34 protein-coding genes and 1 pseudogene are annotated in these 26050 nt (G+C 70.3%); 25 read left to right on the plus strand and 10 right to left on the minus strand.

The features are described 5' to 3' along the window. The 4 genes and pseudogenes from ACFXGJ_RS15495 to ACFXGJ_RS15510 form a co-directional block, all read left to right on the plus strand. A pseudogene (locus ACFXGJ_RS15495) lies at window positions 1-650 on the plus strand (hypothetical protein); the annotation flags it as partial. A 70-nt stretch (window positions 651-720) separates the two neighbouring features. After that, entirely contained in the window at window positions 721-966 is a 246-nt protein-coding gene (locus ACFXGJ_RS15500; protein WP_378621409.1) for a DUF2630 family protein, read from the plus strand. A 39-nt stretch (window positions 967-1005) separates the two neighbouring features. Beyond that, entirely contained in the window at window positions 1006-2475 is a 1470-nt protein-coding gene (locus tag ACFXGJ_RS15505) for a dihydrolipoyl dehydrogenase family protein (RefSeq protein WP_378621412.1), read from the plus strand. Continuing rightward, a complete protein-coding gene (locus ACFXGJ_RS15510) occupies window positions 2468-3952 on the plus strand; it encodes a carboxylesterase/lipase family protein (RefSeq protein ID WP_378621414.1) in 1485 nt (494 codons plus the stop codon). The genes ACFXGJ_RS15505 and ACFXGJ_RS15510 overlap by 8 nt, the downstream gene beginning before the upstream one ends. A 7-nt stretch (window positions 3953-3959) precedes the next feature. Here ACFXGJ_RS15510 and ACFXGJ_RS15515 read toward each other — a convergent pair whose 3' ends face one another. From ACFXGJ_RS15515 to cobF, 3 genes are all read right to left on the minus strand, one after another. Then, entirely contained in the window at window positions 3960-4154 is a 195-nt protein-coding gene (locus ACFXGJ_RS15515; RefSeq protein WP_378621417.1) for a hypothetical protein, read from the minus strand. 44 nt (window positions 4155-4198) lie between these two features. Beyond that, window positions 4199-5074, minus strand: a complete 876-nt coding sequence (locus tag ACFXGJ_RS15520) for an Fpg/Nei family DNA glycosylase (protein WP_378621420.1) — start codon at window positions 5072-5074, stop codon at window positions 4199-4201. A 75-nt stretch (window positions 5075-5149) separates the two neighbouring features. Further along, entirely contained in the window at window positions 5150-5890 is a 741-nt protein-coding gene (cobF, locus tag ACFXGJ_RS15525; protein WP_378621422.1) for a precorrin-6A synthase (deacetylating), read from the minus strand. Between the two features lie 33 nt (window positions 5891-5923). Here cobF and ACFXGJ_RS15530 point away from each other — a divergent pair, with 33 nt between their 5' ends. From ACFXGJ_RS15530 to ACFXGJ_RS15585, 12 genes are all read left to right on the plus strand, one after another. Continuing rightward, window positions 5924-6739 carry a thymidylate synthase gene (locus ACFXGJ_RS15530; RefSeq protein WP_378621425.1) on the plus strand — a complete coding sequence of 272 codons (816 nt, stop codon included), beginning with the start codon at window positions 5924-5926 and terminating at the stop codon, window positions 6737-6739. Further along, complete coding sequence (locus tag ACFXGJ_RS15535; protein WP_378621428.1) at window positions 6739-7221, plus strand: dihydrofolate reductase; 483 nt, start codon at window positions 6739-6741, stop codon at window positions 7219-7221. The genes ACFXGJ_RS15530 and ACFXGJ_RS15535 overlap by 1 nt, the downstream gene beginning before the upstream one ends. 95 nt (window positions 7222-7316) lie before the next feature. Next, complete coding sequence (locus tag ACFXGJ_RS15540) at window positions 7317-7643, plus strand: cupin domain-containing protein (RefSeq protein ID WP_378621430.1); 327 nt, start codon at window positions 7317-7319, stop codon at window positions 7641-7643. A gap of 110 nt (window positions 7644-7753) precedes the next feature. Beyond that, window positions 7754-8647 carry a diiron oxygenase gene (locus ACFXGJ_RS15545; RefSeq protein WP_378621432.1) on the plus strand — a complete coding sequence of 298 codons (894 nt, stop codon included), beginning with the start codon at window positions 7754-7756 and terminating at the stop codon, window positions 8645-8647. A gap of 59 nt (window positions 8648-8706) precedes the next feature. Continuing rightward, window positions 8707-9006: a DUF4873 domain-containing protein gene (locus tag ACFXGJ_RS15550; protein WP_378621435.1), complete on the plus strand. Its 300-nt coding sequence runs from the start codon at window positions 8707-8709 to the stop codon at window positions 9004-9006. Window positions 9007-9127: 121 nt separating this feature from the next. Further along, a complete protein-coding gene (locus ACFXGJ_RS15555; RefSeq protein ID WP_378621437.1) occupies window positions 9128-9322 on the plus strand; it encodes a CbtB-domain containing protein in 195 nt (64 codons plus the stop codon). A 46-nt stretch (window positions 9323-9368) separates the two neighbouring features. Beyond that, a complete protein-coding gene (locus tag ACFXGJ_RS15560; protein WP_378621440.1) occupies window positions 9369-9794 on the plus strand; it encodes a hypothetical protein in 426 nt (141 codons plus the stop codon). Window positions 9795-9796: 2 nt separating this feature from the next. Then, window positions 9797-10093, plus strand: a complete 297-nt coding sequence (locus ACFXGJ_RS15565; protein ID WP_378621442.1) for an SH3-like domain-containing protein — start codon at window positions 9797-9799, stop codon at window positions 10091-10093. A gap of 10 nt (window positions 10094-10103) precedes the next feature. Then, window positions 10104-10796 carry a thiocyanate hydrolase subunit gamma gene (scnC, locus tag ACFXGJ_RS15570; protein WP_378621444.1) on the plus strand — a complete coding sequence of 231 codons (693 nt, stop codon included), beginning with the start codon at window positions 10104-10106 and terminating at the stop codon, window positions 10794-10796. Further along, complete coding sequence (locus ACFXGJ_RS15575; protein WP_378621447.1) at window positions 10793-11125, plus strand: ScnB; 333 nt, start codon at window positions 10793-10795, stop codon at window positions 11123-11125. Before scnC ends, ACFXGJ_RS15575 begins: the two co-directional genes overlap by 4 nt. Before the next feature lie 34 nt (window positions 11126-11159). Further along, window positions 11160-11852 (plus strand): alpha/beta fold hydrolase, encoded by a 693-nt coding sequence (locus ACFXGJ_RS15580; RefSeq protein WP_378621450.1) that lies wholly within the window; start codon window positions 11160-11162, stop codon window positions 11850-11852. Window positions 11853-11855: 3 nt separating this feature from the next. Next, complete coding sequence (locus tag ACFXGJ_RS15585) at window positions 11856-12584, plus strand: SRPBCC domain-containing protein (protein ID WP_378621453.1); 729 nt, start codon at window positions 11856-11858, stop codon at window positions 12582-12584. A 19-nt stretch (window positions 12585-12603) separates the two neighbouring features. Here the strand turns inward: ACFXGJ_RS15585 and ACFXGJ_RS15590 are convergent, their stop codons facing one another. Beyond that, on the minus strand, window positions 12604-13239 hold the full coding sequence (locus tag ACFXGJ_RS15590; RefSeq protein WP_378621455.1) for a Tat pathway signal protein: 636 nt from the start codon (window positions 13237-13239) through the stop codon (window positions 12604-12606). A 112-nt stretch (window positions 13240-13351) separates the two neighbouring features. On the opposite strand from ACFXGJ_RS15590, the gene ACFXGJ_RS15595 reads away from it, so the two are divergent. Beyond that, window positions 13352-14962, plus strand: coding sequence for a GAF domain-containing sensor histidine kinase (locus tag ACFXGJ_RS15595; protein WP_378621457.1), 1611 nt, complete (start codon window positions 13352-13354; stop codon window positions 14960-14962). Here ACFXGJ_RS15595 and ACFXGJ_RS15600 read toward each other — a convergent pair. Next, a complete protein-coding gene (locus tag ACFXGJ_RS15600) occupies window positions 14959-15606 on the minus strand; it encodes a response regulator (protein ID WP_378621461.1) in 648 nt (215 codons plus the stop codon). The genes ACFXGJ_RS15595 and ACFXGJ_RS15600 overlap by 4 nt on opposite strands. A 112-nt stretch (window positions 15607-15718) precedes the next feature. Between ACFXGJ_RS15600 and ACFXGJ_RS15605 the strand changes: the two genes are divergently transcribed. Further along, window positions 15719-16675, plus strand: a complete 957-nt coding sequence (locus tag ACFXGJ_RS15605) for an acyl-ACP desaturase (RefSeq protein WP_378621498.1) — start codon at window positions 15719-15721, stop codon at window positions 16673-16675. Beyond that, window positions 16672-16935, plus strand: coding sequence for a hypothetical protein (locus ACFXGJ_RS15610; protein ID WP_378621464.1), 264 nt, complete (start codon window positions 16672-16674; stop codon window positions 16933-16935). The genes ACFXGJ_RS15605 and ACFXGJ_RS15610 overlap by 4 nt, the downstream gene beginning before the upstream one ends. Here the strand turns inward: ACFXGJ_RS15610 and ACFXGJ_RS15615 are convergent. The 4 genes from ACFXGJ_RS15615 to ACFXGJ_RS15630 form a co-directional block, all read right to left on the minus strand. Further along, window positions 16932-17834, minus strand: coding sequence for a universal stress protein (locus ACFXGJ_RS15615; RefSeq protein ID WP_378621467.1), 903 nt, complete (start codon window positions 17832-17834; stop codon window positions 16932-16934). The two genes, ACFXGJ_RS15610 and ACFXGJ_RS15615, sit on opposite strands and share 4 nt — an antisense overlap. A 67-nt stretch (window positions 17835-17901) precedes the next feature. Beyond that, window positions 17902-18684: a hypothetical protein gene (locus ACFXGJ_RS15620; RefSeq protein WP_378621470.1), complete on the minus strand. Its 783-nt coding sequence runs from the start codon at window positions 18682-18684 to the stop codon at window positions 17902-17904. Window positions 18685-18720: 36 nt separating this feature from the next. Beyond that, the gene (locus tag ACFXGJ_RS15625) at window positions 18721-19575 is read right to left on the minus strand and encodes an ABC transporter permease subunit (RefSeq protein WP_378621473.1); all 855 of its coding nucleotides are present in this window, start codon (window positions 19573-19575) and stop codon (window positions 18721-18723) included. Further along, window positions 19572-20504 carry an ATP-binding cassette domain-containing protein gene (locus ACFXGJ_RS15630; protein ID WP_378621476.1) on the minus strand — a complete coding sequence of 311 codons (933 nt, stop codon included), beginning with the start codon at window positions 20502-20504 and terminating at the stop codon, window positions 19572-19574. The genes ACFXGJ_RS15625 and ACFXGJ_RS15630 overlap by 4 nt, the downstream gene beginning before the upstream one ends. 110 nt (window positions 20505-20614) lie before the next feature. On the opposite strand from ACFXGJ_RS15630, the gene ACFXGJ_RS15635 reads away from it, so the two are divergent. The 4 genes from ACFXGJ_RS15635 to ACFXGJ_RS15650 all read left to right on the plus strand — a co-directional run bounded on the left by ACFXGJ_RS15635 (window position 20615) and on the right by ACFXGJ_RS15650 (window position 23578). Further along, a complete protein-coding gene (locus ACFXGJ_RS15635) occupies window positions 20615-21781 on the plus strand; it encodes a sensor histidine kinase (RefSeq protein WP_378621478.1) in 1167 nt (388 codons plus the stop codon). After that, complete coding sequence (locus ACFXGJ_RS15640) at window positions 21778-22446, plus strand: response regulator (RefSeq protein WP_378621481.1); 669 nt, start codon at window positions 21778-21780, stop codon at window positions 22444-22446. The genes ACFXGJ_RS15635 and ACFXGJ_RS15640 overlap by 4 nt, the downstream gene beginning before the upstream one ends. 77 nt (window positions 22447-22523) lie before the next feature. After that, on the plus strand, window positions 22524-22787 hold the full coding sequence (locus tag ACFXGJ_RS15645; protein ID WP_378621484.1) for a hypothetical protein: 264 nt from the start codon (window positions 22524-22526) through the stop codon (window positions 22785-22787). After that, on the plus strand, window positions 22784-23578 hold the full coding sequence (locus ACFXGJ_RS15650) for an LLM class flavin-dependent oxidoreductase (protein ID WP_378621487.1): 795 nt from the start codon (window positions 22784-22786) through the stop codon (window positions 23576-23578). Before ACFXGJ_RS15645 ends, ACFXGJ_RS15650 begins: the two co-directional genes overlap by 4 nt. A 9-nt stretch (window positions 23579-23587) precedes the next feature. Here ACFXGJ_RS15650 and ACFXGJ_RS15655 read toward each other — a convergent pair whose 3' ends face one another. Beyond that, on the minus strand, window positions 23588-24628 hold the full coding sequence (locus ACFXGJ_RS15655) for an LLM class F420-dependent oxidoreductase (protein WP_378621490.1): 1041 nt from the start codon (window positions 24626-24628) through the stop codon (window positions 23588-23590). Between the two features lie 121 nt (window positions 24629-24749). Here ACFXGJ_RS15655 and ACFXGJ_RS15660 point away from each other — a divergent pair, with 121 nt between their 5' ends. Together ACFXGJ_RS15660 and ACFXGJ_RS15665 are read left to right on the plus strand one after the other, a co-directional pair. Further along, window positions 24750-25574: an SDR family oxidoreductase gene (locus ACFXGJ_RS15660; RefSeq protein WP_378621492.1), complete on the plus strand. Its 825-nt coding sequence runs from the start codon at window positions 24750-24752 to the stop codon at window positions 25572-25574. Window positions 25575-25672: 98 nt separating this feature from the next. Further along, window positions 25673-26050 (plus strand): DUF222 domain-containing protein (locus ACFXGJ_RS15665; RefSeq protein WP_378621494.1); only part of this gene is annotated, 378 nt, incomplete at its 3' end.

Below are 26050 nucleotides of genomic sequence, written 5' to 3' on the forward strand. Positions count from 1 at the left end.
ACCCCGACTGGGGTGACTTGCGCGCACAGTCGCCGGAGGCGGTGGTGGTCGAGGTCGACGCCGCGGGCTGGGACGCCGCGGCGGCCCGGGACGGCGGCACCCCCAACTCCCTGTTCGTGGCGCTGACCGTCGCTGTCGCGCGGCCGAGCACCCCGGTGCAGGTCAGCGTGCCGGTCGACCGTCGCGCGGACCCGGATTCTCCCGCCAATGCGGTAGACATGGTCGCGGTGACGGTCGCGCCGGGCGACTCCCCCGCCGCCGTCCGCGCGGCGCTGCGGGAGGCGTACGCCCAGCCGCCGATGACCAGCCCGGCCGGGTTCCCGCCGGAGCTGCTGCAACTGGTGTCCGACAGGGCCGCGCACCGGCTGGCCCCGAACCCCGGTGAACGGGACGTGCTGTGCTCGAACATCGGGGCGATTCCCGACGCGCTCAGTTCGCTCGGCGGACACCGGACCAGTGGGATCGCGACCCGAGCGGTACACCCCGGAGTCACCCCGACGCAGGCAGCGGCTGCCCGGAACCGGTTGTCCGCGTACCTGTGCCGTCGCGAGGGCCGGTACACCCTGGCGCTGGTCTCGATGGACGGCGGGCTGCGGGAACGAACCGAGGAGGCACTCGCGGCGCACGGGCTGAGGGCGCGCTACTGGTGAAGGGGCGGCCGTCCCGGCCTATGGTGGAACCGAACCCGTGCATCTTTGTCGAGAAGAGTGGAGTTCACCGATGAGCGAACAGGACATCCTCGCGCGCATTCGCGAGCTCGTGGACACCGAACACCAGCTGCGCGCGAAGACCGAGTCCGGAGAACTGGACCCCGACACCGAACAGGCGCGACTCGCGTCGGTCGAGCAGACCCTGGACCAGTGCTGGGACCTGCTGCGCCAGCGCCGCGCTCGGGCCGACGCGGGCCTGCCACCGGACGAGGTGCCGGTCAGCCCCGCCGGGCAGGTCGAGGGCTACCTGCAGTAACCCGGGTACCCACCCACAAACCGTTCTACGGTGGACGACATGGCCACACAGACGGAGTACGACGTCATCGTGATCGGCGGCGGACCCGCGGGAGAGGTGGCGGCGCAGTACGCCGTCGCCGGCTCGGACCGCACCGCCGCGATCGTCGAGCACGAACTGCTCGGCGGCGAATGCTCGTACTGGGCCTGCATGCCGAGCAAGGCCCTGCTGCGGCCCGCGACGGTGCTCGGCGCCGCCCGGGCCATGCCCGGCGTCCGGTCGATCGTCGGCGACGCCGCGCTGGAGGTGCCGGCGGTCCTGCGCCGCCGCGACGGGTTCACCCACCACCACAACGACTCCGGGCAGGTCGAGTGGGCGCGCTCGCTCGGGATCGACGTGCGCCGAGGCTCGGCGCGGCTGACCGGCGAGCGAACGATCGAGATCTCGACCGGCGGGCACGGCGACCCTCCCACCGGCACGTTGCGGGCCCGGCACGCGGTGGTCCTCGCGACCGGTTCGCAGCCCACCGTCCCGCCGGTTCCCGGCCTGCGCGAGGCGCTGCCGTGGACGTCCCGCGACGCCACCAACCTGCGAGAGGTGCCGCGCCGGGTCGCGATCGTCGGCGGCGGTGTGGTGGCCGCCGAGTGCGCCACCTGGCTGCTCGCCCTCGGCGCCCGCGATGTCACGCTGATCGTCCGCGGGTCCGCGCTGCTCGCCTCCGCCGAACCCTTCGCGGGCCGACTCGTCACCGAAGCACTGCGCGACGGGGGCGCTACCGTGCTCTTCGGCACCAGCCCGGTCGCGGTGCACCGCGACCGGCCGCACGCCACCGGCGAGGGCCGGATCCACGGCGGCCCGGTGACGGTGACGCTGGACGACCCGGCACGGACCGAGCTCACCGTCGACGAACTGATCGTCGCGGCGGGGCGCAGGCCCGCGACCGCCGGCCTTGGGCTCGCCGCCGTCGGCCTGGGCGACGGGCGGATCTCCACCGACGACCACCTCGCCGTCCAGGGCGTGCCCGGCGACTGGCTGTACGCGATCGGCGACGTCAGCGGCCGGGCCGCGCTCACCCACATGGGCAAGTACCACGGCCGGGTGTGCGGCGACGTGATCGCCGCACGCGCCGAGTACCGCCCGCTCGACGGTCCCCGCTACCTCGCGAGCGCCGACCACGGCCGCGTACCCCAGGTGGTGTTCACCTCGCCGGAGGTCGCCTCCGTGGGACGTACGCAGCGCCAGGCCGTCGACGACGGATTCGACGTCGAGACGGTCGAGGTGGACATCGCGGTCGCCGGCTCCTCGCTGCTGCGAGACGACTTCGCCGGCCGCGCGAAGCTGGTGATCGACCGCGCCACCGACACCCTCATCGGCGCGACGTTCGCGGGGACGGAGGTCGCCGAACTGGTGCACGCCGCGACGGTGGCGGTCGCGGGCCGGGTGCCGATGGAGTCCCTGTGGCACGCCGTCCCCGCCTACCCCACGGTCAGCGAGGCCTGGCTGCGTCTGCTGGAGGCGCGCCGTGGCTGACCCGCTGGTGGTCCAGACCGCGGAGGGCGTCCTGCTCGGCCGCGAGCAGCACGGCCTGCGAACCTGGCGCGGAATCCCTTATGCAGCACCGCCGGTCGGTGAGCTGCGGCTGCGCGCTCCGCGCCCGGTGACCGCCTGGCCCGGGGTCCGCGAGGCACTCGCGTTCGGCGCCTCGGCACCGCAGTCCGGACGCGGCGGTCGACGCGGAACCGGCGAGAACTGCCTCACGCTGAACGTGACGGCCCCGGCAACCCGCAGCGACCACCGCAGGCCGGTGATGGTGTTCGTGCACGGCGGCGCCTACAGCACCGGATCGGCGTCCACCCGGCTCTACCGCGGCGACTCGCTGGTGCGCCGCGGTGACGTGGTGTACGTGTCGGTGAACTACCGGCTCGGCGCCCTCGGATACCTCGACTTCAGCGAATATTCCACTCCGGAAAGGCCTTTCGACTCGAACCTCGGCCTGCGGGACCAACTGGCCGCGCTCGAGTGGGTGCGCCGCAACATCGCCGCGTTCGGCGGTGACCCGGACAACGTCACCCTGTTCGGCGAGTCCTCCGGGGCCAACGCGGTCACCACCCTCATGTGCGTCCCCGCGGCCGAGGGGCTGTTCGCCCGCGCCATCGCGGAGAGCCCGCCCGCCGCTTCGGCCTACGGGCCCGACCGGGCGAAGGGCTGGGCCGCCGAGTTTCTCGACATCCTCGACGGCACGGCCGACCCCGTCCGCGCCCTGACCACCGCGGCCCCGGACGCCCTCGTCCGGGCCGGCGACACCCTGGCCGCGCGCGGCGCGGACGAGGCACCCGGCACGAGGGCATTCGCGCCGCTGGTGGACGGCGACCTGCTGCCACAGCATCCGCTCGAGGCGTTCGCGTCGGGCCGTCAGCACCGGATCCCGCTCGTCATCGGAACCAATGCCCACGAGGGCACGCTGTTTCCGCGCTTCCTCGACATCATCCCGACCGATCCGGAACGGATCGAGAAGATGTTCGCCGAGACCGACCCCGCGCTGAAGGCGCGCATCCAGGCGGCGTACCGCGGCTATCCGAAGCGGCGAGCGGCAGTCCGCCTCGGCGGGGACGTCACGTTCTGGGAGCCGTCGGTGCTCGTCGCGCAGTCCCACGCCACGGCCGCGCCGACCTATGCGTACCGCTACGACTTCGCCCCGCGCCTGTTCGACCTCACCGGGTTCGGAGCGACCCACGGCACCGAGATGCTGGCCGTGTTCGGGGCGGGCGACCGGCCGCTCGGCCGCGCCGCCACCGCGCTCGGCGGCCGCGGCGGCCTACGCGCGGTGACGGCGGTCGTACAGTCGCACTGGCTGCACTTCGCCCGGCACGGCACCCCTCGGGGACAGTGGCCGGTGTACTCGACGCAGCGCCGCGAGACACTGATCCTCGACGCGCAACCGCGGGTCGAGGCGGACCCGAATGCCGAGTTGCGGAAGGCCTGGATCGGCTACCGGCACCGGCGCTGACCCGCCGCTAGTTGCCCCCGCTCTGGTACATCGGCGGCTGCTCGTGCTGGGTCGGGTTCGCCATCGACGGGACCGTGGTCGTCGTGGTGACCGTCGTGGACGTAGTGGTCGTGGTGGTGTCCGAGGAGTCGTCGCTGCACCCGGCCGCAAGGACGGCCAGAGGCAGGGCGGCAAGGACGACGACGCTGCGCTTGAGCATCATGCACTCCTTCCGAGGCAGCTCCCCGCGAGGCGCCGAGGTCGGGGCTACTTCAGGAGGCGGGACATCCGGCGGTCGGCGAGGATCTTCCCACCAGTCTGGCAGGTCGGGCAGTACTGGAACGACCGTTCCGCGAACGAGACCTCGCGGACCGTGTCGCCGCACACCGGACACGGCATTCCGGTGCGTGCGTGCACGCGCATCCCGGACCGTTTCTCCCCCTTGAGGCGCGCCGCGTCCTGCCCGACCGACCGCGCGACGGCGTCGGTCAGCGTCGAGCGCATGGCGGCGTGCAGGGTCGCCACCTCCTCGGCGCCGAGTTTGTTCGCGGTCGCGAAGGGGCTGAGCTTGGCCACGTGCAGGATCTCGTCGGAGTACGCGTTGCCGATCCCCGCCAGCACCGACTGATCGGTGAGCGCGGTCTTGACGCGCTGCGACGTCTTCGAAAGCAGTTCCGCCAGAACGGGTTCGGTGATGTCGAGCGCGTCGGGACCGAGCTTGGCGATACCCGGAACCTCGGCAGGGGTGCGGACCAGCCAGACCGCGAGCCGCTTCTTGGTGCCCGCCTCGGTGAGGTCGAACGCCGGGGTGCCGCCGTCGGGTGCGAACAGGTGCACCCGCAGCGCCAACGGCCCCTTGCCCGGCTTCGGCGGCGTCGGGCTCGGGTTGTCGATCCACCGCAGCCAGCCGGCCCTCGACAGGTGGGTGATCAACCACAGCCCGTCCTCCTCGCCACACCGGATCCCGAGGTGCTTGCCGAATCGCGCGGCGCCGCTCACGTCCCGGCCCGGCAGAGCGGAGATCGGCGGGTCGAAGGTCTTGAGCACGCTCAGCGCGGCGACGTCCACCCGTCCGATCACCGCACCCACCGCATGGGCGCGCAGGAACTGTGCCAGGGCCTCTACCTCGGGCAGTTCGGGCATGAAGACAGGGTATGCGCCTTCGGCGCCCGTGCGCGTTCTTTACCCCAGCCGGGGTACCGATCGCGCACAGTCGCGTCAGCGACGGCGAACGAGATAGGTGTCCATGATCCAGCCCTTGCGCTCGCGCAGCTCGGCCCGCACCCGGACGATGTCCTTCGACACGTCGGCGAGGTCGCCCGAGATCAACACCTCGTCGGGCGTGCCGAGGTACGCACCCCACCAGATCTGCCAGTCGCCCGCCAACCGGGTGAAGCTGCAGTCCGCGTCGAGCATCACCACGGCGTCACGGACCCCGTCCGGCAGGCCCTCGCGGAGCCGTCGACCGGTGGTGACGTGCACCGGCTCACCGATCCGGTTGAGCACGATGCGGTGCTGGGCGGCGAGCGACTGGACGCTGGTGACGCCGGGGATCACCGAGTAGTCGAAGCCGACGACGCCCCGCGCGAGCACCCGCTCGACGATCCGCAGCGTGCTGTCGTAGAGCGAGGGATCGCCCCACACCAGAATCGCGCCGACCCCGTCGACGGCGGCGAACGCCTCCTCGAAGATCGCGGCGCGGCGGTCGTGCCAGTCGTCGACGACGCCGGTGTAGTCCGACGGGGTCCGGTCCCGCGGCGGGTCGACGATGTCGACGATCCGGTAGTCGCGGTCCATGTGCTCGGACAGGATCGTCGTACGCAGGTCCACCAGTTCCTGCTTCTCGTCGCCCTTGCCGATGACGAAGAACACCTCGGCCCGGTTCATGGCCTTGACGGCCTGGATCGTCACCTGGTCGGGGTCGCCGGCACCGATGCCGATCACGAGAAGCTCACGCATGCGGAGATTGTGGCAGGGCCTAGGATGAACGCGATGACTGCCCAGCCCGCCCCCGTCCACGCACCCTACGAGGAATTGCTGCGTCTGGTCATGGCGACCGGAACCGCGAAGGCGGACCGCACCGGCACCGGGACGCGCAGTGTCTTCGGACACCAGATGCGCTGGGACCTCGCCGAGGGCTTCCCCCTGGTCACCACCAAGAAGGTGCATCTCAAGTCCATCGTCTACGAGCTGCTCTGGTTCCTGCGCGGCGAGTCCAACGTCAAGTGGCTGCGCGAGCACGGGGTCACCATCTGGGACGAGTGGGCCGACGCGGACGGCGAGCTGGGCCCGGTCTACGGCGTGCAGTGGCGGTCGTGGCCGACGCCGTCGGGCGAGCACATCGACCAGATCACCAAGGTCGTCGAGACGCTGAAGACCAATCCGGATTCGCGGCGGATCATCGTCTCGGCGTGGAACGTCGCCGACCTCGACGAGATGGCGCTGCAGCCGTGCCACGCGTTCTTCCAGTTCTACGTCGCCGACGGCAAGCTCAGCTGCCAGCTGTACCAGCGCAGCGCCGACCTGTTCCTGGGCGTGCCGTTCAACATCGCCAGCTACGCGCTGCTCACCCACATGGTGGCGCAGCAGGCCGGGCTCGAGGTGGGCGACTTCATCTGGACCGGCGGCGACTGCCACATCTACGACAACCATGTCGAGCAGGTCACCGAACAGCTCTCCCGCAAGCCGCTCGCCTACCCGACCCTGAAGCTGAACAAGCGTGACTCGCTCTTCGACTACACCTTCGAGGACGTCGAGATCGTCGACTACCGCCACCACCCCGCCATCAAGGCCCCGGTGGCCGTCTAGTGCTGGGCCTGATCTGGGCACAGGCCCACGGCGGGGTGATCGGCCGCGACAACGCCATCCCGTGGCGGATCCCCGAGGACATGGCGTACTTCAAGGACGTCACGACCGGGCACCCGGTGATCATGGGCCGGCGAACGTGGGACTCGTTGCCACCTCGATTCCGCCCGCTGGCCGACCGCCGCAATATCGTCGTCACCCGCGACCTGCAGTGGTCGTCGGACGGGGCCGAGGTTGCGCACTCGCTCGACGACGCACTGGCCCTGGCCGGGAACGGCGAGGTCTGGGTGATGGGGGGCGGCCAGATCTACGCCGCCGCCCTGGATCGGGCGGACCAGGTCGCGGTCACCGAGGTGGACCTCGACGTCGACGGCGACGCGTACGCCCCGACGCTGGGGCCCGAGTGGGTCGCCGGGCACAGCGGCGAATGGCAGGTCTCGAGCCGCGACGGCGTCCGGTTCCGATTCGTGACCTATCGCCGCTGACGCATTCGGCGAGTACGGCGCCGTCGGCCGTACCGTGGGCCATACTGCAGGGGCACGACGTTCCCTTCCGGTCTTTCCCAGCGAGAGGCACGCCCATGGACAAGAAGTCGCTGACCGCAGTTGCGCGGCAACAACTCAAACTCGCGAACGCCGCGACGAGCGGACGCAGCTCGCAGACGATCTACGGCGGTCACCAGCGCAGCCTTCGGCAGACGGTCGTCGCGCTGATCGCCGGCGAGAAGTTGGCCGAGCACGACTCCCCCGGCGAGGCGACGCTGCTGGTGCTCAACGGAACCCTGACGCTGATCGCGGGCGAGGACTCGTGGAAGGGCTCCGCAGGTGACCTGCTCGTGATCCCCGCGGTCCGGCACAGCGTGGAGGCGGTCGAGGACGTCGCGTTCCTACTGACCGTCGCGAAGTAGAACCTCGAGAGACAGTGTGAATTTTGGTCACACACACCTCTTGACCGTGTGGGCGGGCAGGCTTACGTTCCTGACGTAACGGAATTCTCCGACGCGACGGAGGTGCACCGATGCCTGCCACGACTCCCACCGACCGCGAGGTCGTTGCCGCCCGCCTGCTCGCCGGGTCCATCAAACGCTCGTACAACCCGGTCGTCGACCTCGACTGGGACGCCCCGCTGGTCGAGGGCCGGTACTTCCTGCCGCCGACGGTGCTGTCGCTGTACGGCACCCCGATGTGGGAGTCGATGTCCGAGGGACAGCGGATCGAGCTGTCCAGGCAGGAGGCGGCGAACATCCTCAGCGTCGGCACCTGGTTCGAGAACATCCTGCTGCAGGCACTGCTGCGCGACCTGTTGCATCGGGATCCGACGTCGCTGCAGACCCGGTACACACTCACCGAGATGGGCGACGAGTGCCGGCACATGACGATGTTCGCCCGGACCATTGCGGCGATGGGCGCCAAGCCGTTTCAGCTACGGCCGCACCAAGCGGTGGTGGCGAACCTGCTCTCGAAGACCTTCCGCGGCACCATGCTGTGGGTGGCGGCGCTGATCGGCGAGGAGATCTTCGATGCCACCCAGCGCCGCGTGCAGAACGACCCCCAGCTGCAGCCGATGATGTCGCGCGTGATGCGAATCCACGTGACCGAGGAGGCCCGGCACATCCGCTTCGCTCGCGAGGGCGTGCGGAGCCGCGTCGCGCAGACGCATCCGATCGAGAAGGCGTGGGTCGGCACGGTGCAGGGTATCGGCGGACTGCTGCTGCAGCGACTGTTCACCAATCCCGCGATCTACGAGCGGACCGGGCTCGACGTGCGCGAGGCCCGCAGGCAGGCGCTGGCGAATCCGCACTTCCGGGAGAACCAGCGCCGCGGCTTCGACGGCCTGGCCGCGTTTCTGCAGGAGAACGGTCTGATGCGGGCGCCGTCGAGGGCGATGTGGCGGCGGTCGGGTTTCCTGTGATCCGACGCAGGCGCGGGCGGGCACCACGCGTCGACGAGGCACCACGGTTCGACCCCGCGATGCTCGACCCGGACACCCTCTACGCCGGCCCGGCGGTGCTCGCGGAGGGAGACGACGCGGTCGACGTCGTGGTCCACCTCAACGGGCACTTCGAGCCTCTCGACGGGCACTTCCACTGGTACGGACGAGTCGAAGGCCCGAGCCTGGACGCCGTCACCGCGAGCAGCCGGTCGCGGCTGACGCTCGCCGTCGACGACGGCCCACCTCGCCCCGCCACCCTCGGGGAGCAGGATCCGTGGGGACATTTCCGGATCAGTGGCGTCGGTGCCCCGCCGTTCCACCTCGACGAGGCCGAGTGATCGGCGTAGTGTCAGGCTGCGGTCGGTCCTCGATCGACTGCGCTCGACTTGCCTCTGCGGCAAGCGTATTCGAGTGACCGAAGCACATGGATCTGCGGGACTGACTCCCAAGGGGCAAACCATGACTCTCGTACTCAACCCGCATCGCCCGATCGAGTCGATCGGTGTCGCGCTCGCCGCAGTCGGCGTGGTCCTCCTCGCCCTCCTCGCCCTCTACCTGGTGGGACTCGACCAGGGCGTCGTCTCACGAAGCGGCATGTACGTGCACGAACTGATGCACGACGGCCGCCACCTGCTGGGGCTTCCGTGCCACTGAGCGGAACGGTCGCGATCCCGCACTCCCGCACCGAACGAGGTCAGCCATGGCCACCAAGGCACAGTTCCAGGCGTTGACGGACGGTCTGGCGACGGTCACGCCCGCGATTCACGCCGAACAGGACTCCCCCTACTCAATCAGCAATGCGCAGTACGACGTTCTGCGCCATGTGCTCCACGACGTCGGCGGCCAGCCGGCGCTGCCGGTGGAGTACCTGGAGAAGGAGGAAGAAGCCTGGGAGATGAACACGTACGTCACGTGCGAATGTCTCGCCTGGCGAGGCAGTTGGAACGCCGAGATGCGGCGGCGGGCCGAGGTCGATCTCGGCGCGACCCAGTACTTCGGACTCCCCTACTACGCCCGGTGGATAACCGTGGCGGCAAAGTGTCTCGTGGACCAGGGAGTCATTCCGCTCGACGAGCTGTCCGCGAAGATCGACGAGGTCCGCGCACGTCTCCAGGGGGCGAAGTAGCGATGCCGAAGTTCAAGATCGGCGACCGCGTCGTGGTCAAGGATTCGACGAGCATATTCCACACCCGCACACAGGCATTCGTGCGCAACCGCGAAGGTGTCGTGGTCGGTCACCGCCCCGAGTGGGTGATCCCCGAGGACGAGGCCTTCGACAGGGCGGGGAACGGGCGCACCCAACCGTTCTACGTCGTCTCGTTCAAACAGACCGACCTGTGGCCCCGCTACACCGGCTACGACGTCGACACGCTCGAAACCGAATGCGCGGAGGGTTGGCTCCGGCTCTCCGGGCACGACGAGTAGGAGACGAGAAGTGAGCAGTTCACACACGCACTCCGGCGATCATGATCCGATTCGATCGGCCGACGAGATCAGCGAGTTCGAGGTGCTCGAACTCGCACTGAGGGAACTGTCCATCGAGAAGGGCCTCTTCTCCGCCGAGGATCACCGCCGCTTCTCCGAGTGGGCGGAATCGATCGGACCGTCCGGTGGATCACGGATGGTCGCCAAGGCATGGACGGACCCGGATTTCAGGAAGCGCCTGCTCGAGGACGGCACCGAGGCCAGCAAGGAGGTGGGAATCGACTGGACGGACCCGACGGGTACCGGCACACCCAGCGACTACACCTACTTCTACGTCCTCGAGAACACCCCGACGGTGCACAACGTGATCGTGTGCACGCTGTGCTCCTGCTATCCGCGTCCCGTGCTCGGCATGTCGCCCGACTGGTACCGGACACCGAACTATCGCCGGCGCATGGTGCGCAGACCGCGGGAGGTGCTCGCGGAGTTCGGGCTGCACTTCCCGTCGGATGTGGAAGTGCGCGTCCATGATTCGAATCAGAAGTCGCGATTCATGGTGATGCCCATGCAGCCCGCGGGCACCGAGGGTTGGACCGAGGAGCAACTCGAGAAGATCGTCACCCGGGACACGATGATCGGTGTCGCCCTGCCGTCGGCCGAGTGGACCGCCTCGGCGGCCCCTTCCGTGGGGAGCAGCGCATGACCACCGCACAGGGATACGCGGTAGTCCTCGACACGCTGGCCGGCAGCCCCGAACGCGACGGCGGACTACCCGACACCGACCGGAAGCCGGAACCGTGGGAATCCGCCATGCAGGCGACCTGCGAGTGCTTGTCCTGGCGCGGCACGTGGGACAACCTCGAGCGACGCCGGACCGAGGACGCATTGGGTGAATCGACCTACAGCCGGTTCCCCGTGCACGCACGCTCCGCGATCAGCACCGCCCACGAACTCATCGACCGCGGCATCCTCGACGAGGACGAACTGCGCGCCAAGATGACGGAAGTGCGGCAACGGCTCAATAGAGACTGAGGTCGGCACGATGCCGCTGCGTTAGCGTGGTTGCATGAGCGAGCCGTTCGAACGCGATGACGTGCAGGGCGATCTGCACCGCCCGGAGGGCGAACCGGTGGGAGCGCTGCTGCTGGCCCACGGCGCCGGCGGCAACCGCGACGCGAAGCTGTTGCAGCGCGCCGCCGACGAGTTCGCAGCACGAGGCCTGCTCGTGCTGCGCTACGACCTGCCCTTCCGGCAGCGTCGCCCGAAGGGGCCACCGAGCCCGTCGACCGCCGAGCGGGACCGCGACGGCATCACGACTGCCGTCGCCGCGGTACGCGAAATATTCACCGGCCCAATGATTCTCGGCGGACACTCGTACGGCGGCAGGCAGTCGTCGATGCTCGCCGCGGAGACGCCGGAGGTCTGCGACGGCCTGCTGCTGTTCTCCTATCCCCTGCACCCGCCCGGCACGCCCGAGAAGGCCCGCACCGCGCATCTCCCGGACCTGCGCGGTCGGTGCGTGTTCGTGCACGGCACCCGCGACCCGTTCGGCAGCCCGGACGAGATGCGCGCCGCCCTCGAACTCGTCACCGCTCCGACCCGCCTGATCCTGATCGAGGGGAAGGGCCACGACCTCGCGCCGGACCGCAGCGACGCGGTTCCCCGTGCGGTCGAGGCGGTCGGCGACATGTTCGACCTCTACGCCCCTGCATCGGGGCGCGCGGTCGCCGACCCGACCATGAATCCGGCAGGATCTTGAGCCATGACCGACAACGCGACCGTCCTCGAGATCACCGTTGCGGCACCCGCCCAGCGCGTCTGGCACGCACTCCGCGACCCCGCGCTCATCCGGCGCTGGCACGGGTGGGAGTACGACGACGACCAGGGACTCGACGAGGAGATCCGGCAGATATTCGTCGACGGCGTCGCCGAGGACGCGGCGGCCATGTCCCTGACCCTCCAGGGCGGCGACATCTTCACGGTGGTACCGGATTCCGAGGGCACCGTCGTGCGAATCGTGCGGTCCGCCAAGGGATCCAACCCGGAATGGGACGACTGGTACGAGGACGTCACGGAGGGCTGGACGACGTTTCTCCAGCAGCTCAAGTTCGGCCTCGAACGCCACGACCTCGCCGAGCGCCGCACGCTGTACCTCGACGGGCCGGTCGGCGGCACGACCGTGATGGAACTGTTCGGCGTGGCCGCGATCACCGGCGCGCCCGGCTCGGCCTACACCGCGCTGGTCTCGACCGGAGACGCCTTCAGCGGCACGGTGTGGTTCCGCTCCCCGAAGCAGCTGGGGCTGACCGTCGACCAACTCGGTCCGGGCCTGCTGGTGCTCGCCACCCAGCCGGACAGCCCGCAACGCCCCGGCGGTGGCGCCCAGATGATTCTGAGTGCCTACGGCCGGGGCGCTGAGGAGTTCGCGGCCCTCGCGGACCGCTGGACGAGCTGGTGGAACGCCCGCGATCGAGCCGCTGGGTGTTGCTGACCGATCGCCGAGGTACCGACTAGCTCATCACCATGCCCATGCTCGGCCACCAGATCGTGCTCTTGACGACGTCCGTGTCCTTCGGGCCGACCTTGTGCCACAGCGAACCGTAGACGGCGCCGACAACCATGCCCTTGCCGACGTTCAGCGGGGCGGTGGAGATGACGGTCGGGATCACCTTGTTGTTCTGATCCAGTCGGGTGATGCCGCTGGTGCCGTTGGCCATGCTGTACCAGACCACGTTCAGCTCGGCGCCGGTCTGGTTGTCGGCGATGCTGCCGGGACCGCCGAAGAATCCGAACCGGAACTCGTTGTTCATGTTGGTGGCGACGCCGGCGCCGTAGAGCTGGCCGAGGACGTCGCCGCCCTGACCGGTGTCGGAGTAGGCGGGAATCGGGAAGATCTGCCCGGGCAGGGACAGCACGGGGGTGGCGATGTCCTTGGGTGCACCGATCAGTCGTTCGACGGCGTCCTGCGCCTCCGGGTTGCCCGCCGCGGCGGCCCTCAGGTGGAGTGCGGCACCCGCGAGATCGACGGCGGGTGCGGGGGCAGGAGCGGGGGCCGCGGCCGCGGTCCCGGTGAACAGCACCGCTGCTGCGGCGCAGACGGACGTGAACAGTGCGGCCAGACGGCCGAGGGTGGATCGCTGCATCATGGTCTCCTCACCGATGACTTAGGTACCCGAAACATCGGTTCCGGTCGGTTTCCCGTTACAACCCAGCACACAGCGGACCGTCGGTAGCGCGGACCACGATAGGGTCGAGACCATGGTCGAACTACCCATCGACGACCCGAACACCCAGGTCAGAACCTCTCAGCGCCGGCTCACCGAGGTCGACACGACCCCGGAGAACCTCCGAGACCTCCTCGAGGCCGTCCTCGTCGTCGGCGCCGGGCTCGAACTCGACTCGACCCTTCAGCGCATCGTGCAGGCTGCGACGACGCTGCTCGGCGCTCGGTACGGCGCCCTCGGGGTCCGCGCCCCCGGCGGCGGACTGTCCGAATTCGTGTACGAGGGCATCGACGCGCAGACCCGGGCCACCATGGGCCACCTGCCCGAGGGACACGGCCTGCTCGGACTGCTCGTCAACGATCCCCGCCCGGTTCGGATCCGCGCGCTCGACCGGCACGCCTCCTCGGTGGGGTTCCCGCCCAACCATCCGCCGATGAACAGCTTCCTCGGCATGCCGATCATCGTTCGCGGCCAGGCCTACGGGAGCATCTACCTCACCGAGAAGCGCGACGCCCCCGAGTTCACCGACGAGGACGAGGTGATCCTGACCGCGCTCGCCGACTCCGCGGCGGTAGCCATCGACAACGCGCGCCTTTTCGAGGAATCCCGCACCCGCGAGCGCTGGCTTACCGCGGTGTCGTCGGTGAACTCCCGGCTGTTGACCGGCGGCTCGGTCCCGGAGACCCTCGACCTGCTGGTCCGGCGGGTGCGCGAACTGACATCTGCGGAGTGCGTGACGCTCGCCGTACGAGCCGACGACGCGGACACAGTCGCGGCGACCACCGATCCGACACTGCGGATGCGGCAGGTCGTCGATGTCACGGACCTGACGCGACTCGGCTTCTCCGCCGTCGTCCCGGTGTCCGGAGCGCTGCGGGACGACGACTCGAGCCGGGTCGAGGGCGTACTGATCGTCGCGGGCCTGCCCGCCGACCCGGACCGCGACCCGGTCGAACGGAACTGGCTGTCCTCGATGGCGGACCTGGCCGCGGTCGCGCTCGAGTTCGCGCACCAGCAGCGTCAGCAACGCCTGCTCGACGTGCTCGCCGATCGCGACCGCATCGCGCGGGACCTGCACGACAACGTGATTCAGCGACTGTTCGCCACCGGCATGAGCCTGCAGTCGGTGACGGCGCACAGCGGCGGACGCACGGCCGACATCCTCGTCCGCGCGGTCGAGCAGCTCGATCGAACGGTCCGGGAGATCCGCACGACTATCTTCGATCTGCAGGCCGCGGACCCGGCGAGCGCAGTCGGCCTCCGTCGCCGCCTGCTCGACGTGATCGCCGAGCTCACCGCGCACGGTGCGGTGGCCCCGACCGTCCAGTTCTCCGGACCCGTCGACACTCTCGTGCCCCCGTTGATCCATCCGCACGTCGAGGCAGTGGTCCGAGAGGGTCTGAGCAATGCCCGCAGGCACGCCGAGGCGACCTCGATCTCCGTGACCGTCGATGTGGCGCAAGAGTTCACGATCTCGATCGCCGACGACGGCGTCGGGATGTCCGGCGACGAACCGCGCAGCGGACTGGCCAATCTCGAACGCCGCGCCGTCCTGTTCGGCGGCCGCTGCGCGATCCTCGCACGCGCCACGGGCGGGACCACGCTGCAGTGGTCGGTGCCCGTCGAGCGGGCGGCGAGTCCCTAGACCTCGCCGCGGCCGGCCCGCAGTTCCGTCGCGAGCACCGCGACCTGGGTGCGCCGCTGCATACCCAGCTTGGTGAACAGCCGCGAGACGTAGTTCTTCACGGTCTTCTCGGCGAGGTGCATCCGCTGGCCGATCTCGCGGTTGGTCAGGCCCTCCCCGATCAGGTCGAGCACCACTCGCTCCTGGTCGGTGAGGTCCTCGACCTGTCCGCCCGGACCGCGGTGAGTACGGATCCGGTCGAGCGCGGCGGCGGTGGCCTCGCCGTCGATCAGCGATCCCCCACCCGCGACGGTGCGGATGGCGGCAACCAGGTCGGTGCCGAGGATCTGCTTGAGTAGGTATCCGGATGCCCCCGCCATCACCGCGTCGACCAGCGCCTCGTCGTCCGAGTACGACGTGAGCATCAGACAGCGCAGGTCCGGGCAGGCCGACCGCAGTTCACGGCACAACTCCACCCCGTTGCCGTCGGGCAAGCGGACGTCGAGCACGGCGACGTCGACGGGCTGCGCGGGGACTACCGTCAGCGCCTCGGCGACCGAGGACGCCTCCCCGACCACGGTGAAGCCGGGAACGCCGCCCAGCAGGTCCACCAAGCCGCGTCGGACGATCTCGTGGTCGTCCACCAGGAAGATCCGGATGTCCATGCAACCAATCCCAACACACACCGGCACATCCGGGACCTTCGCCCCTATCGCGGTGGCGTTCGCGTCGGCGAACCTCGACGAGGACTACTGGCACTGCGATTGGGGATCCACCGTGGCCCGCGAACTGACCCAGCTCGAACTGCTCCACGAACTCGAGCCCGTCGCCGAGGACAACGTGCACCGGCACCTGGCGATGGCGAAGGACTGGCACCCGCACGACTACGTTCCGTGGGACGACGGTCGCAACTTCGCCGCGCTCGACGGGGTGGACTGGGAACCGGGGCAGTCGCAGCTGAGCGAGACCGCCAAGGCCGCGATGATCACCAATCTGCTCACCGAGGACAACCTGCCGTCCTACCACCGCGAGATCGCCGAGAGCTTCTCGCGTGACGGCGCCTGGGGCACCTGGGTGGGCCGGTGGACGGCGGAGGAGGCCAAGCACTCGATCGTCATGCGCGACTACCTGGTGGTCACCCGCGGGGTCGACCCGGTGGCGCTCGAGAACGCCCGGATGACGCACATGACCACCGGATTCGCGCCCGGCCTCAACTCGGGACTGCTCGACTCGGTGTCGTACGTGACCTTCCAGGAGCTGGCCACCCGCGTCTCCCACCGCAACACCGGCAAGGCCTGCGGCGACCCGATCGCCGACCGGATGCTGGCTCGGGTGGCGGCCGACGAGAACCTGCACATGATGTTCTACCGCAACATCTGCGGCGCGGCCCTCGACGTCGCGCCGGACCAGACGATCCGCGCGATCACCAAGATCCTCACCAACTTTCAGATGCCGGGCGCGGGCATGCCGGCGTTCCGCCGCAACGCGGTGCTGATCGCCAAGGGCGGCATCTACGACCTCCGGCAGCACCTCGACGAGGTGGTGCTTCCAGTGCTGCGTTCCTGGAAGATATTCGACCGCACCGACTTCGGCGGTGAAGGTGAGGCTTGTCGCGAGGAACTCGACCGGTTCCTGGCCGGCCTGCATGCCGACGCCCTGCGCTTCGAGGAAGCCCGCGACCGCTCTCTGGCCCGCGCCGCTGCCCGACGCACGAACGCGGCGACCGCGTCGTGACCGAGCTGGTCGAATCCGAACCCGGCACCGACACCCGGGCGCTGTTCGAGACGGTGCTCGAGATGGCCGCATCCGCCAAGCGGGGCAACGTCGCCCGGTGGGCTGAAGCGAAGTCGGCCAGGCACGATCCGGACGCATTGGCGTTCCTGAACTCGATGCTGCTCGGCGTGCTCGTCGAGAACGACGCCGTGCGGCGCGGAGTGCACCCCACTGACGTGTGGGGCCGGCTCCGCGCCGCCGGACTCGACGAATTCGGTTAGGACACCTCGACGGGGCGCACGATGAGCACCGGGCAGTCGGCACTGTTCATCAGCGCGGTGCTCGTCGACCCGAGCAGCATGCCCTTGAAGCCACCGCGCCCGTGGCTGCCGACCACCAGCAGCTGCGCCCGCTCGGAGTAGTCGCTGAGCACCCGGACCGGGCGGTCCCGGCCGACCACCCGTTGCACCGACACGTCGGGGTACTGCTCGATCCAGCCGGCCAGACGCTCGGAGAGCACGGCCTCCTCCGCGGCCTGAATGGCGCTCCAGTGCGGGTCCTCTGCGGTCGCGCCGAGGGAGGGCTGGACGGAGACGTCGCTCCACACGTTCACCGCGATCAGCGGGGCGCGGCGAGCGGAGGCCTCCTCGAACGCCGCGGCGAGGGCCGCCTCGCTGATCTCCGACCCGTCGACACCGACCACCACGGGGCCCTCGGTCGGCGGCCTGCCGTCGAGGGTACGGCCTCGGATCACCGCGACCGGGGCGGTCGAATGCGCTGCGACACTTCGGGTCACCGAGCCGAGCACGGCGCCGGTGAACTCACCGAGACCGCGGCTGCCGAGCACGATCATGGCGGCGGTCGGCGAGTACTGCAGCAGGATCTCCGCGATCCGGCCCTCGTGCAGCTTGGTGTCGACCGTCAGGTCACCGACTTCCTCGGCGGCCTCCTTGGCCAGCACCGCGGCGCCGTCGAGGTGTGCCCGCCCGGCGTTCGACAGCTCGTCGCCGTAGCCACGCGCCAGGTAGGGCTCGGTGTAGTAGTACGCAGGAATGTGCACCACGGAGACCAGTAGCAGCGGAAGCCTGCGCGCCGCTGCGGTGCGCGCGGCCCAGACCACCGCCTCCGACGCGGATTCCGATCCGTCCACTCCGACCACGATGGGCTTGCCTGCGCTCATGCTGCTCCCTCACTCGTTCGGCTCTGCTCGTCGGCGTCTCCGCCACAACCATTGTGGCCCGTGGACATCACCCTTTCTCGGTGTCAGTGAGATATGCCTCGAGTTGCGCCGACCGACGGCCGGCGAACACTGCTGCGGCCCGCAACGCCGCGAACCAGACCACGATCGACACCGCGGCGCTCGTGACCACGAGCCCGAGCCGGGCGTCGCCGGTGAGCGAGGTGATGCCCGTCGGCGGCACGAGGTGCACGACCAGCAACGGCACGAGCAGCACCACGACCACCGCGGCCGGGAACACGGCGTACGGCAGCACCACCAGCACGCCCCAGCGCACGATCACCGAGCGGAACCGGTGCCGGTGCGCCCACCGCCACCGCAGGGCGTTCTGGTGGTACGGAAAGAACACGCCGACCCATGCCGACAGCCCCAGTGCGCCGAACGGGACCACGCAGATGCACGCGATCAACATCGCCGCCGTCGCCGGGTCGCTCTCCATGAATCCGACCACCAACGCCACCAGCACGCAGACCGGCGCCACGAGCAACCACAGCACGACGGTCTTCGCCCACAGCAGCCGCGCGAGCCCGCCGACGTCGGTCAGCTTGTCGAGCACGTCACCCGGATCCTGAGCGAGCACGTTGGTCGCGGACACGTCCGCGTACATCCAGCCGGCGAGCGCCGCGGGATATCCCCACGGCCCGGTGAAGTCGAACAACCAACTGCGCGGGATGAGGAACCAGGCCGCGGTGACCAGCAGCGCGTTCCCGAACACCGTCAGGGGGACCTGCGCCGGCCAGCGCCATGCGCGGCTCCACTCCGAGCCAACGGTGGCGGCCAGTTCGCGGCGCATTACTCGACAATATGCATTCCCGGCCGCTCACACGGTTCAGTCGACGTCGCGTCGGAGCAGCACCACCGCGGTCGCGGCCGCGAAGGCCACCAGGTAAATCGCCAGTACCGTCGCGGCGAGCCCGGGTCCGAGCACGGTGAGCACGCCCGGCGTCCGCTCGGCGTCGGATGCGGCGCCACCGAGCCCGCCCGCCAGCGAGCCGGCGGCGGTCCCCGGCAGGTAGTCGGTGACGAGCCGGATCGGCTCCAGCACCGCACTGACCCCACGCAGCAGGTTCTCCACCACCATCACCCAGACCAGTCCGAGCCCGACCGCCAGCGCCGGGCCCCGGGCGAGCGTCCCGATCAGCACCCCGCATGCCGTCCACATGCCGAGGATCAGCATTCCCGCCCCGATGGCGCGCACCGAGTCACCCACACCCGGCAGCGAAGTGGGCTGCGACTCGGCGACGGCGACGAGCCAGGCCACCGCCAGATTTGCAGCGAAAACCACGACCACCAGCGTGGCGACCACCGTGGCCAGCGCGAGGAAGGTTCCGCCGAGGGCCCGGAGCCGACCCGGCCCCTGGGTCAGCACCGTCTTCCAGGTCCCCCAGCCGTATCCGCTGCCGGCGGCGAGGGCGCCCAGGGTGAGGATCAGCGCGCCGCCGAACATCGCCATGCCCTGCGTCAGCACCTGCGGCACGGCACCGGGGAGCATCCGTGCGAGCAACACCGAACGCGGCACGGCCGCACCGAATCCGGTCCCACCGTCACTGCGGTAGGTCAGGTAGTTGAACACGTAGACGAAGGTGAGATCGAGCAGCAGCCAGGCTGCCGACAGCACCCACAACGAGGGCCACTTTCGCAGCCTCAGGAACTCCGCCCGGGAACTCGCCGACAGGGTGTTCATCGTGAAACCTCCACACTGGCTGCGGTCGTGGCGGAACTCGTCATCTCGAGGAAGACGTCCTCGAGGGATCGTTCGCTGCTGTGCACGTCGAACACCTCGACGCCCGACTCGACGAGCGCGCGCACCAACTTCGGGGCGAGGTCCGCGCCCGCATCCACCCGGACCCCGTCGGCGGTCCGGCTGACGCGGTCGGCCCCGGCGACCTCCCGAGCCACGGCGAACACCTGTGGCCCCGGCGTCGCGCGCACGACAATGCTCGAGCCGCCGCGCAATTCGGACACCGTCGCCTCGGCTGCCAGCCTGCCCGCGACGATCACCCCGACGCGATCGCAGACGTCCTGGACCTCGTCGAGCATGTGACTCGACAGCAGCACGGTGTGCCCGGCCGCGGCGAGGTCGGCGATCAGGGCGCGCATCTCGGCAACACCGGCCGGATCGAGACCGTTCGTGGGCTCGTCCAGGATCAGCAGGTCCGGGTCGCCGAGCAGCGCCGCCGCCACACCGAGACGCTGCTTCATGCCCAGCGAGTAGCCCCGGAACCGGTCGCCGGCCCGCGGCCGCAGCCCGACCCGCTCGAGCGCGGTTTCCGCTGCGGTGTCGGCGAGTCCGCGGTAGCGGCACAACACCCGCAGGTTGTCGCGTCCGGACAGGTACGGGTAGAAACCGGGCCCCTCGATGAGCACCCCGGTGCGCGCACTCGCCGCCGGATCGCCGGGACGGCGGCCGAGCACCGTCGCGGTGCCCGAGGTGGGGCGCACCAGGCCCGCCAGCATCCGAAGCGTGGTGGTCTTGCCCGCGCCGTTGGGTCCGAGGAAGCCGTAGACCTCCCCCGCCCGCACGGTGATCCCGACGTCGTCGACCGCCGCCCGCTCGCCGTACCTCTTGGTCAGACCGTCCGTGACCACTCGCAACTCGGTTGTCGTCGTCATGACTGCCAGCCTTCGCCGCGGCCACGCCGGGCACATCCGCCGCGCGGCGACATCCTCGATACGCCCGCAGGACGACGCCGCGGACCGCCCCGCAGGGTTAGGTTGGGGCCATGCCCAGACCCGTCGACGCCGCGCTCGCGGGAGCCGTCGGCGTCGTGTCGGTGCTCGGCTCGGTGGCCGCCTCCCGGCACGGGCATCCGGCGCGCCCACTGGACTGGTTCGCCTTCGCGCTGCTCGTGGCCGGCGCGGTCGCCCTGCTGTGGCGGCGCAGCGCACCGGGCGCGGTGCTGGCCGTGACGATGGTCGTGACGCTGACGTACCTGCTGCGTGGCTACGGCATGGGACCTATCTTCCTGCCGCTGGTCGTCGCGTACCTGACCGCGGCGCCGCGGTCCCCGCGCTGGCCGATGTACGCGCTGCCCGCGATCGGGTTCGTGGTGGTGCTGTGGGGGGTGCCTTGGGCGACCGGACAGGAAGCGGTGCCCGCCGCCGGCATGGTCGGCATCGGCGCCTGGCTGCTCACGCTGGTGGCGATCGCCGAGGGGATCCGTCAGCGCCGGGAGGCGATCCGGGCTCGCCGCCAGCGCGCCCGCGAGGCGGCCCGGAGCGCCGAGGAGGAGCGGCTGCGCCGGGCCAGCGAGGAGCGCCTCGATATCGCCAGGGAGCTGCACGACGTTCTCGCGCACAGTCTTTCGATGATCAACGTGCAGTCCGGGGTGGCGCTCGAACTGCTCGACAGCAAACCCGAGCAGGCCGGTGTCGCACTGGCCTCCATCAAGGACGCCAGCCGCGAAGCCCTGGTGGAGGTGCACGCGATGCTGCGGACCCTGCGCCGCGGCGGCGAGCTGGCCCCGCTCGCGCCCGCCCCGTCCGTCGCCGACCTCGACGCGCTGGTCGAGCGAGCCCGCGGCGCCGGAATCGACGTGACGACAACCGTTTCCGGTGCACCACGGCGGGTGCCGTCGGCGGTGGACCTCGCCGCGGCCCGCATCGTGCAGGAGGCACTGACCAACGTGGTCCGGCACTCCGGAGAGGCCGCCGCCCGGGTGCAGGTGCGGTACCTGCCGGACCGGCTCGAGGTGTGCGTCGACGACGACGGCCGCGGCAGCGGGGCGTCACCGGGTGCAGGCGCCGGGGGCGGCATCGCGGGAATGACCGAACGCGCACACGCCCTCGGCGGCACCCTGACCGCGGGTCGCCGCCCGGGCGGCGGGTTCCGTGTCGAGGCGCGACTTCCGCTCTCCGACAGCGACTCCGGAGAGGACGCGACCGCGTGAGCATTCGGGTGATCGTCGCCGACGACCAGTCCCTGGTACGTGCCGGGTTCGCCGCGCTGCTCGAGGCACAGGACGGGATCGAGGTGGTCGGGCAGGCCGAGGACGGCGAGCAGGCCGTCGCGGCCACCGTCGACCTGGTGCCGGACGTCGTGTTGATGGACATCCGGATGCCGGTCCTCGACGGGCTGGAGGCCACCCGGCGGATCGTGGCCCGTCCCGAACTGGCGTCCGTGCGGGTGGTCGTGCTCACCACCTTCGAGCTCGACGAGTACGTCTTCGAGGCGATCCGGGCCGGCGCCGCCGGGTTCCTGGTCAAACACACCGAGCCGGCCGACCTGGTGCGAGCAGTGCGCGTGGTGGCCGGTGGCGAGGCGTTGCTGTCCCCCGGTGTCACCCGTCGCCTGTTGTCGGAGTTCGCCACCCGCGCCAAGCAAGCCCCCGACTCGCGCCTGCTCGCCGAACTGACCGACCGCGAGCGCGAGGTGATGACGCTGGTCGCGGAGGGCCTGACCAACGCCGAGATCGCCGAGCGGCTGGTGCTCAGTCCCGCCACCGCGCGCACCCACGTCAGCCGCATCCTGCTCAAGCTCGGCGCCCGCGACCGCACCCAGCTGGTGGTCCTGGCGTACGAGTCGGGACTGGTCCGGCCCGGTTGGCGCGGCTGACGTACGCACCCACGCGTATGCGCGGTGCCGCCCGCGGACCGATGCGCACGCCGTCCTCCCGCGAGCAGGCTGGATGCATGAACGCACTCGGAGCACAGACCGCACTGATCCTGGCCGACAACTGGGACGGCCGCTACGGACCCGGCTGGGGACCGGGGCCGTGGTTCTTCCTCATTCCCCTGGCCTTCTGGATCGCGGTAGTCGCGGTCGTGGTGCTGGCGCGGCGACGCTGGCGCGGTCAGCACGGCGAGTCCACACTGCGCGACGTCTTCGCCCGTGGCGAGATCACCGAGGCCGAGTACCGGGCCCGGCTCGCCGTCCTGCGGGAGACCCGCCGATGAGGGTCGCGGTGGTCGAGGCGCCGATCGGTTCGGGCCGGCACTGGGCCGAACGCGCGCGTCTGCTCGACGGCCAGGGGTTCGACGCGCTGCTGGTGCCCGACACCCTGTGGACGCCGTCCCCGTTCCCCGCGCTGGCGGCGGCAGCGGCGGTCACCGAGTCGATCCGGCTGCGCACCTGGGTGGCGGCGGCGCCGCTGCGCACCGCGGCGGCACTGACTCGGGAAGCTCGTGCGCTGCAGTCACTCTCGGACGGACGCTTCGAGCTGGGGATCGGTCCGGGCCGGCCCGACGCGGAGGCTGAGGCAGCCCGGCTCGGCGCGAGGTGGGGTTCCGCAGCGGAACGGATCGCCGCGGTGGAGGCGTCGGCAGCCGCAGTGCGCGCCGGTGTGGACCCGACGCCGGAGGTGGTGGTCTCGGCGGCGGGGCCGCGGATGCTGAGCGCCGCGGGGCGGGTGGCGGACCGTGTGGCACTGGCGCTCGGCCCGACCGCGACGGAGGCGGACCTGGTCGACGCGGTGGAGCGGGCTCGTGAACTGTGCGGCCCGGCAATGACGTTCACCCAGTCGCTGGTCGGCATCGGCGAGACGCTGCCGTCGTATCTCGCCCGAACCGGTGGGCCGACCCTCGCGGAACTGCAGGCGCTGGGCTCGTCGGGACTGCTGCCCGGCGATCCCGGGCTGGCCGCGGACGTTCTGCGCGCACGTGGGGAACGTCTGGGCATCGTCGAGGTGACGGTGCCGGGCGAGTTGTCCGAGGCGTTCGCCCCGGTGCTCGCCCGGCTCCGCCGGTGATCCGACGGCTCAGTCGATGAGGTTGCGGAAGTCCTCGATGAGCTTGATCCGACCGGCCGAGTCTCCGGCCAGCGGGCTGACGGTCAGGGTGGTCACGCCGACCTCGGCGAACGCCGCGACCCGCTCCTTGACGTAGCCGGCGGGACCGATCAGGGAGATCGCGCGGACCAGCTCGTCCGGCACCGCGGCGGTGGCCTCCTGCTTCTTGCCCGCCAGGTACAGCTCCTGGATGGTCTCGGCTTCCTTCTCGTAGCCATAGCGGCAGGCGAGGTCGTTGTAGAAGTTCTTGCCCTTGGCGCCCATGCCGCCGATGTAGAGGGCCAGGCTCGGCTTGATCCACTCGAGCAGGTGGTCGACGTCCTCGCCGATCGCCAGCGCGGGACCGGCGTAGATCTGCAGCTCGCCGAGGCTCGGGTCGCGCTTGGCCTTGCCCGCCGCGAGGGACTCGCCCCACACGTCGTTCGCCCGCTCGGGATCGAAGAAGATCGGCTGCCAGCCCTCCGCGATCTCGGCGGTCAGCGCGACGTTCTTCGGGCCGAGCGCGGCGATGACGATCGGGATGCGGTCACGCACCGGGTGATTGATGATCTTGAGCGGCTTGCCGAGCCCGGTGCCCTTCTCCGCAGGCAGCGGGATCTGGTAGTACTTGCCGTCGTACTGGACCTTCTCGCGCTTCCAGACCTGTCGGCAGATGTCGACGATCTCGCGGGTGCGGCCGAGCGGAGCGGTGTAGGGCACGCCGTGGAAGCCCTCGATGACCTGCGGCCCGGACGCCCCGAGACCGAGCACGAACCGGCCGTCGGAAACGAAGTCGAGGCCCGCCGCGGTCATCGCCATCAGCGACGGGGTGCGGGTGTAGATCTGGAAGATGCCCGATGCCAGTTCGATCGTCGAGGTCTTCGCCGCGAGGTAGCCGAGCTGGCTGACCGCGTCGAAGGAGTACGCCTCCGCGATGAACGCGATGTCGAGGCCCGCCCGCTCGAGGTCGGCGACCTCGGCGACCGTCTCGGCGAAACCGCCGCTGTAGGTGATCTGCATTCCGACTCGCACCCGGGACACCTCTGTTCGACTCGATGGGGACTCCTGCACCACGGACACTACGCAGTTCCCTCCGGTAACCGTATGACCGATCCGCGCACAATTCGTGACCGCGCCACCTACCGATCGCGCGGTGACGCGCAGAAATCGGGTGGACTGGCCGCACTCGCACGTGATCGTGACCGGCGGCTCGCAGGGCATCGGCGCCGCGGTCGCGCGGGCCGCCGTCGACAGGGGTGCGGCGGTTTCGATCCTCGCCCGCGGCGAGGAGCAGCTGCGCGCGACGGCCGAGCCGATGGGCGCCAACTGGGCGGCAGCCGACGTCACCGATCCGCAGGCGCTGCAGCGGGCGGTCGAGGAGGTCGAGGCCCGATCCGGGCCGTGCGACGTGCTGGTCGCGTGTGCGGGCACCGCGCTGCCCGGACGGTTCCTCGAGGTCCCGATCGACGAGTTCGAGTCCCAGATGCGCCTGAACTACCTCGGCGCCGTGCACGCGGCACGAGCGGTGCTGCCCGCGATGGTCGCGCGCGGACGCGGGCACGTCGTGCTGACCAGTTCCACCGCCGGTCTGATCGGCGTCGTCGGCTACAGCGGATACGGACCCACCAAGGCCGCGGTGCACGAACTCGCGCACACCCTGCGCTACGAGGTGGAACCGGCCGGGGTGACGGTCGCGGTGCTCTATCCGCCGGACACCGACACACCGGGCTTCGCGGTCGAGAACACCCGCAAGCCGGTCGAGACCGCCGCCGTGTCCGGCGCCATCACCCCCGTGAGCCCGGACGTGGTCGCGGCCGCGGTGATCGCAGGCATCGACAAAGGGCGCCATCATATTTCGGTCGACCCACTCACCCGGGTCCTGGTCCGCGCCGGCGGCATCGTCGAACCGGTGATCAGGCCGATGATGGCCCGGACCATCCGGAAGTCGCTGCGCGCGAGTCGGCCGGTGCGCGGGTAGCCACGGCAACGTCCCACGACTCGCACGGGGCGAGAATCCCGGAAACCCCGCGGCCGAAACCCGGGGTTCTTGTCGGTGGCCAGCGCTAAAATTCGAACATGCATTCGACAGATGGCGTTCGGAGAGTCGGACAGGCGACGGATCACCTGGCCGACCTCGACGATGCCGTCGACGGACTGCTCGACGACGAAATGTCCGGGTTGTCGGACATGGAGGTCGTGCGCGCATTGCAGCAGATGGAGACGTCGCTGCGTAAGGCCGCGGCGGTCGGACACCGACTGATCGTCGAGTCGGTCGAACGCGCCCTGCCCGGCAAGTTCGACACCAAGTCGATCAACGACTTCCTGATCCAGACACTGCGCCTGTCGCCCGGGGACGCCACGGGTCGAGTGATGGCGGCACGAAAGGTCGGCACCTGGCACACCCTCGGCGGCGAGGAACGACCCGCGGATCTGCCCTCGACCGCGGCCGCTCAG

The organism is Rhodococcus sp. NPDC059234 (assembly GCF_042754225.1).
Classification (GTDB): domain Bacteria; phylum Actinomycetota; class Actinomycetes; order Mycobacteriales; family Mycobacteriaceae; genus Rhodococcus_G.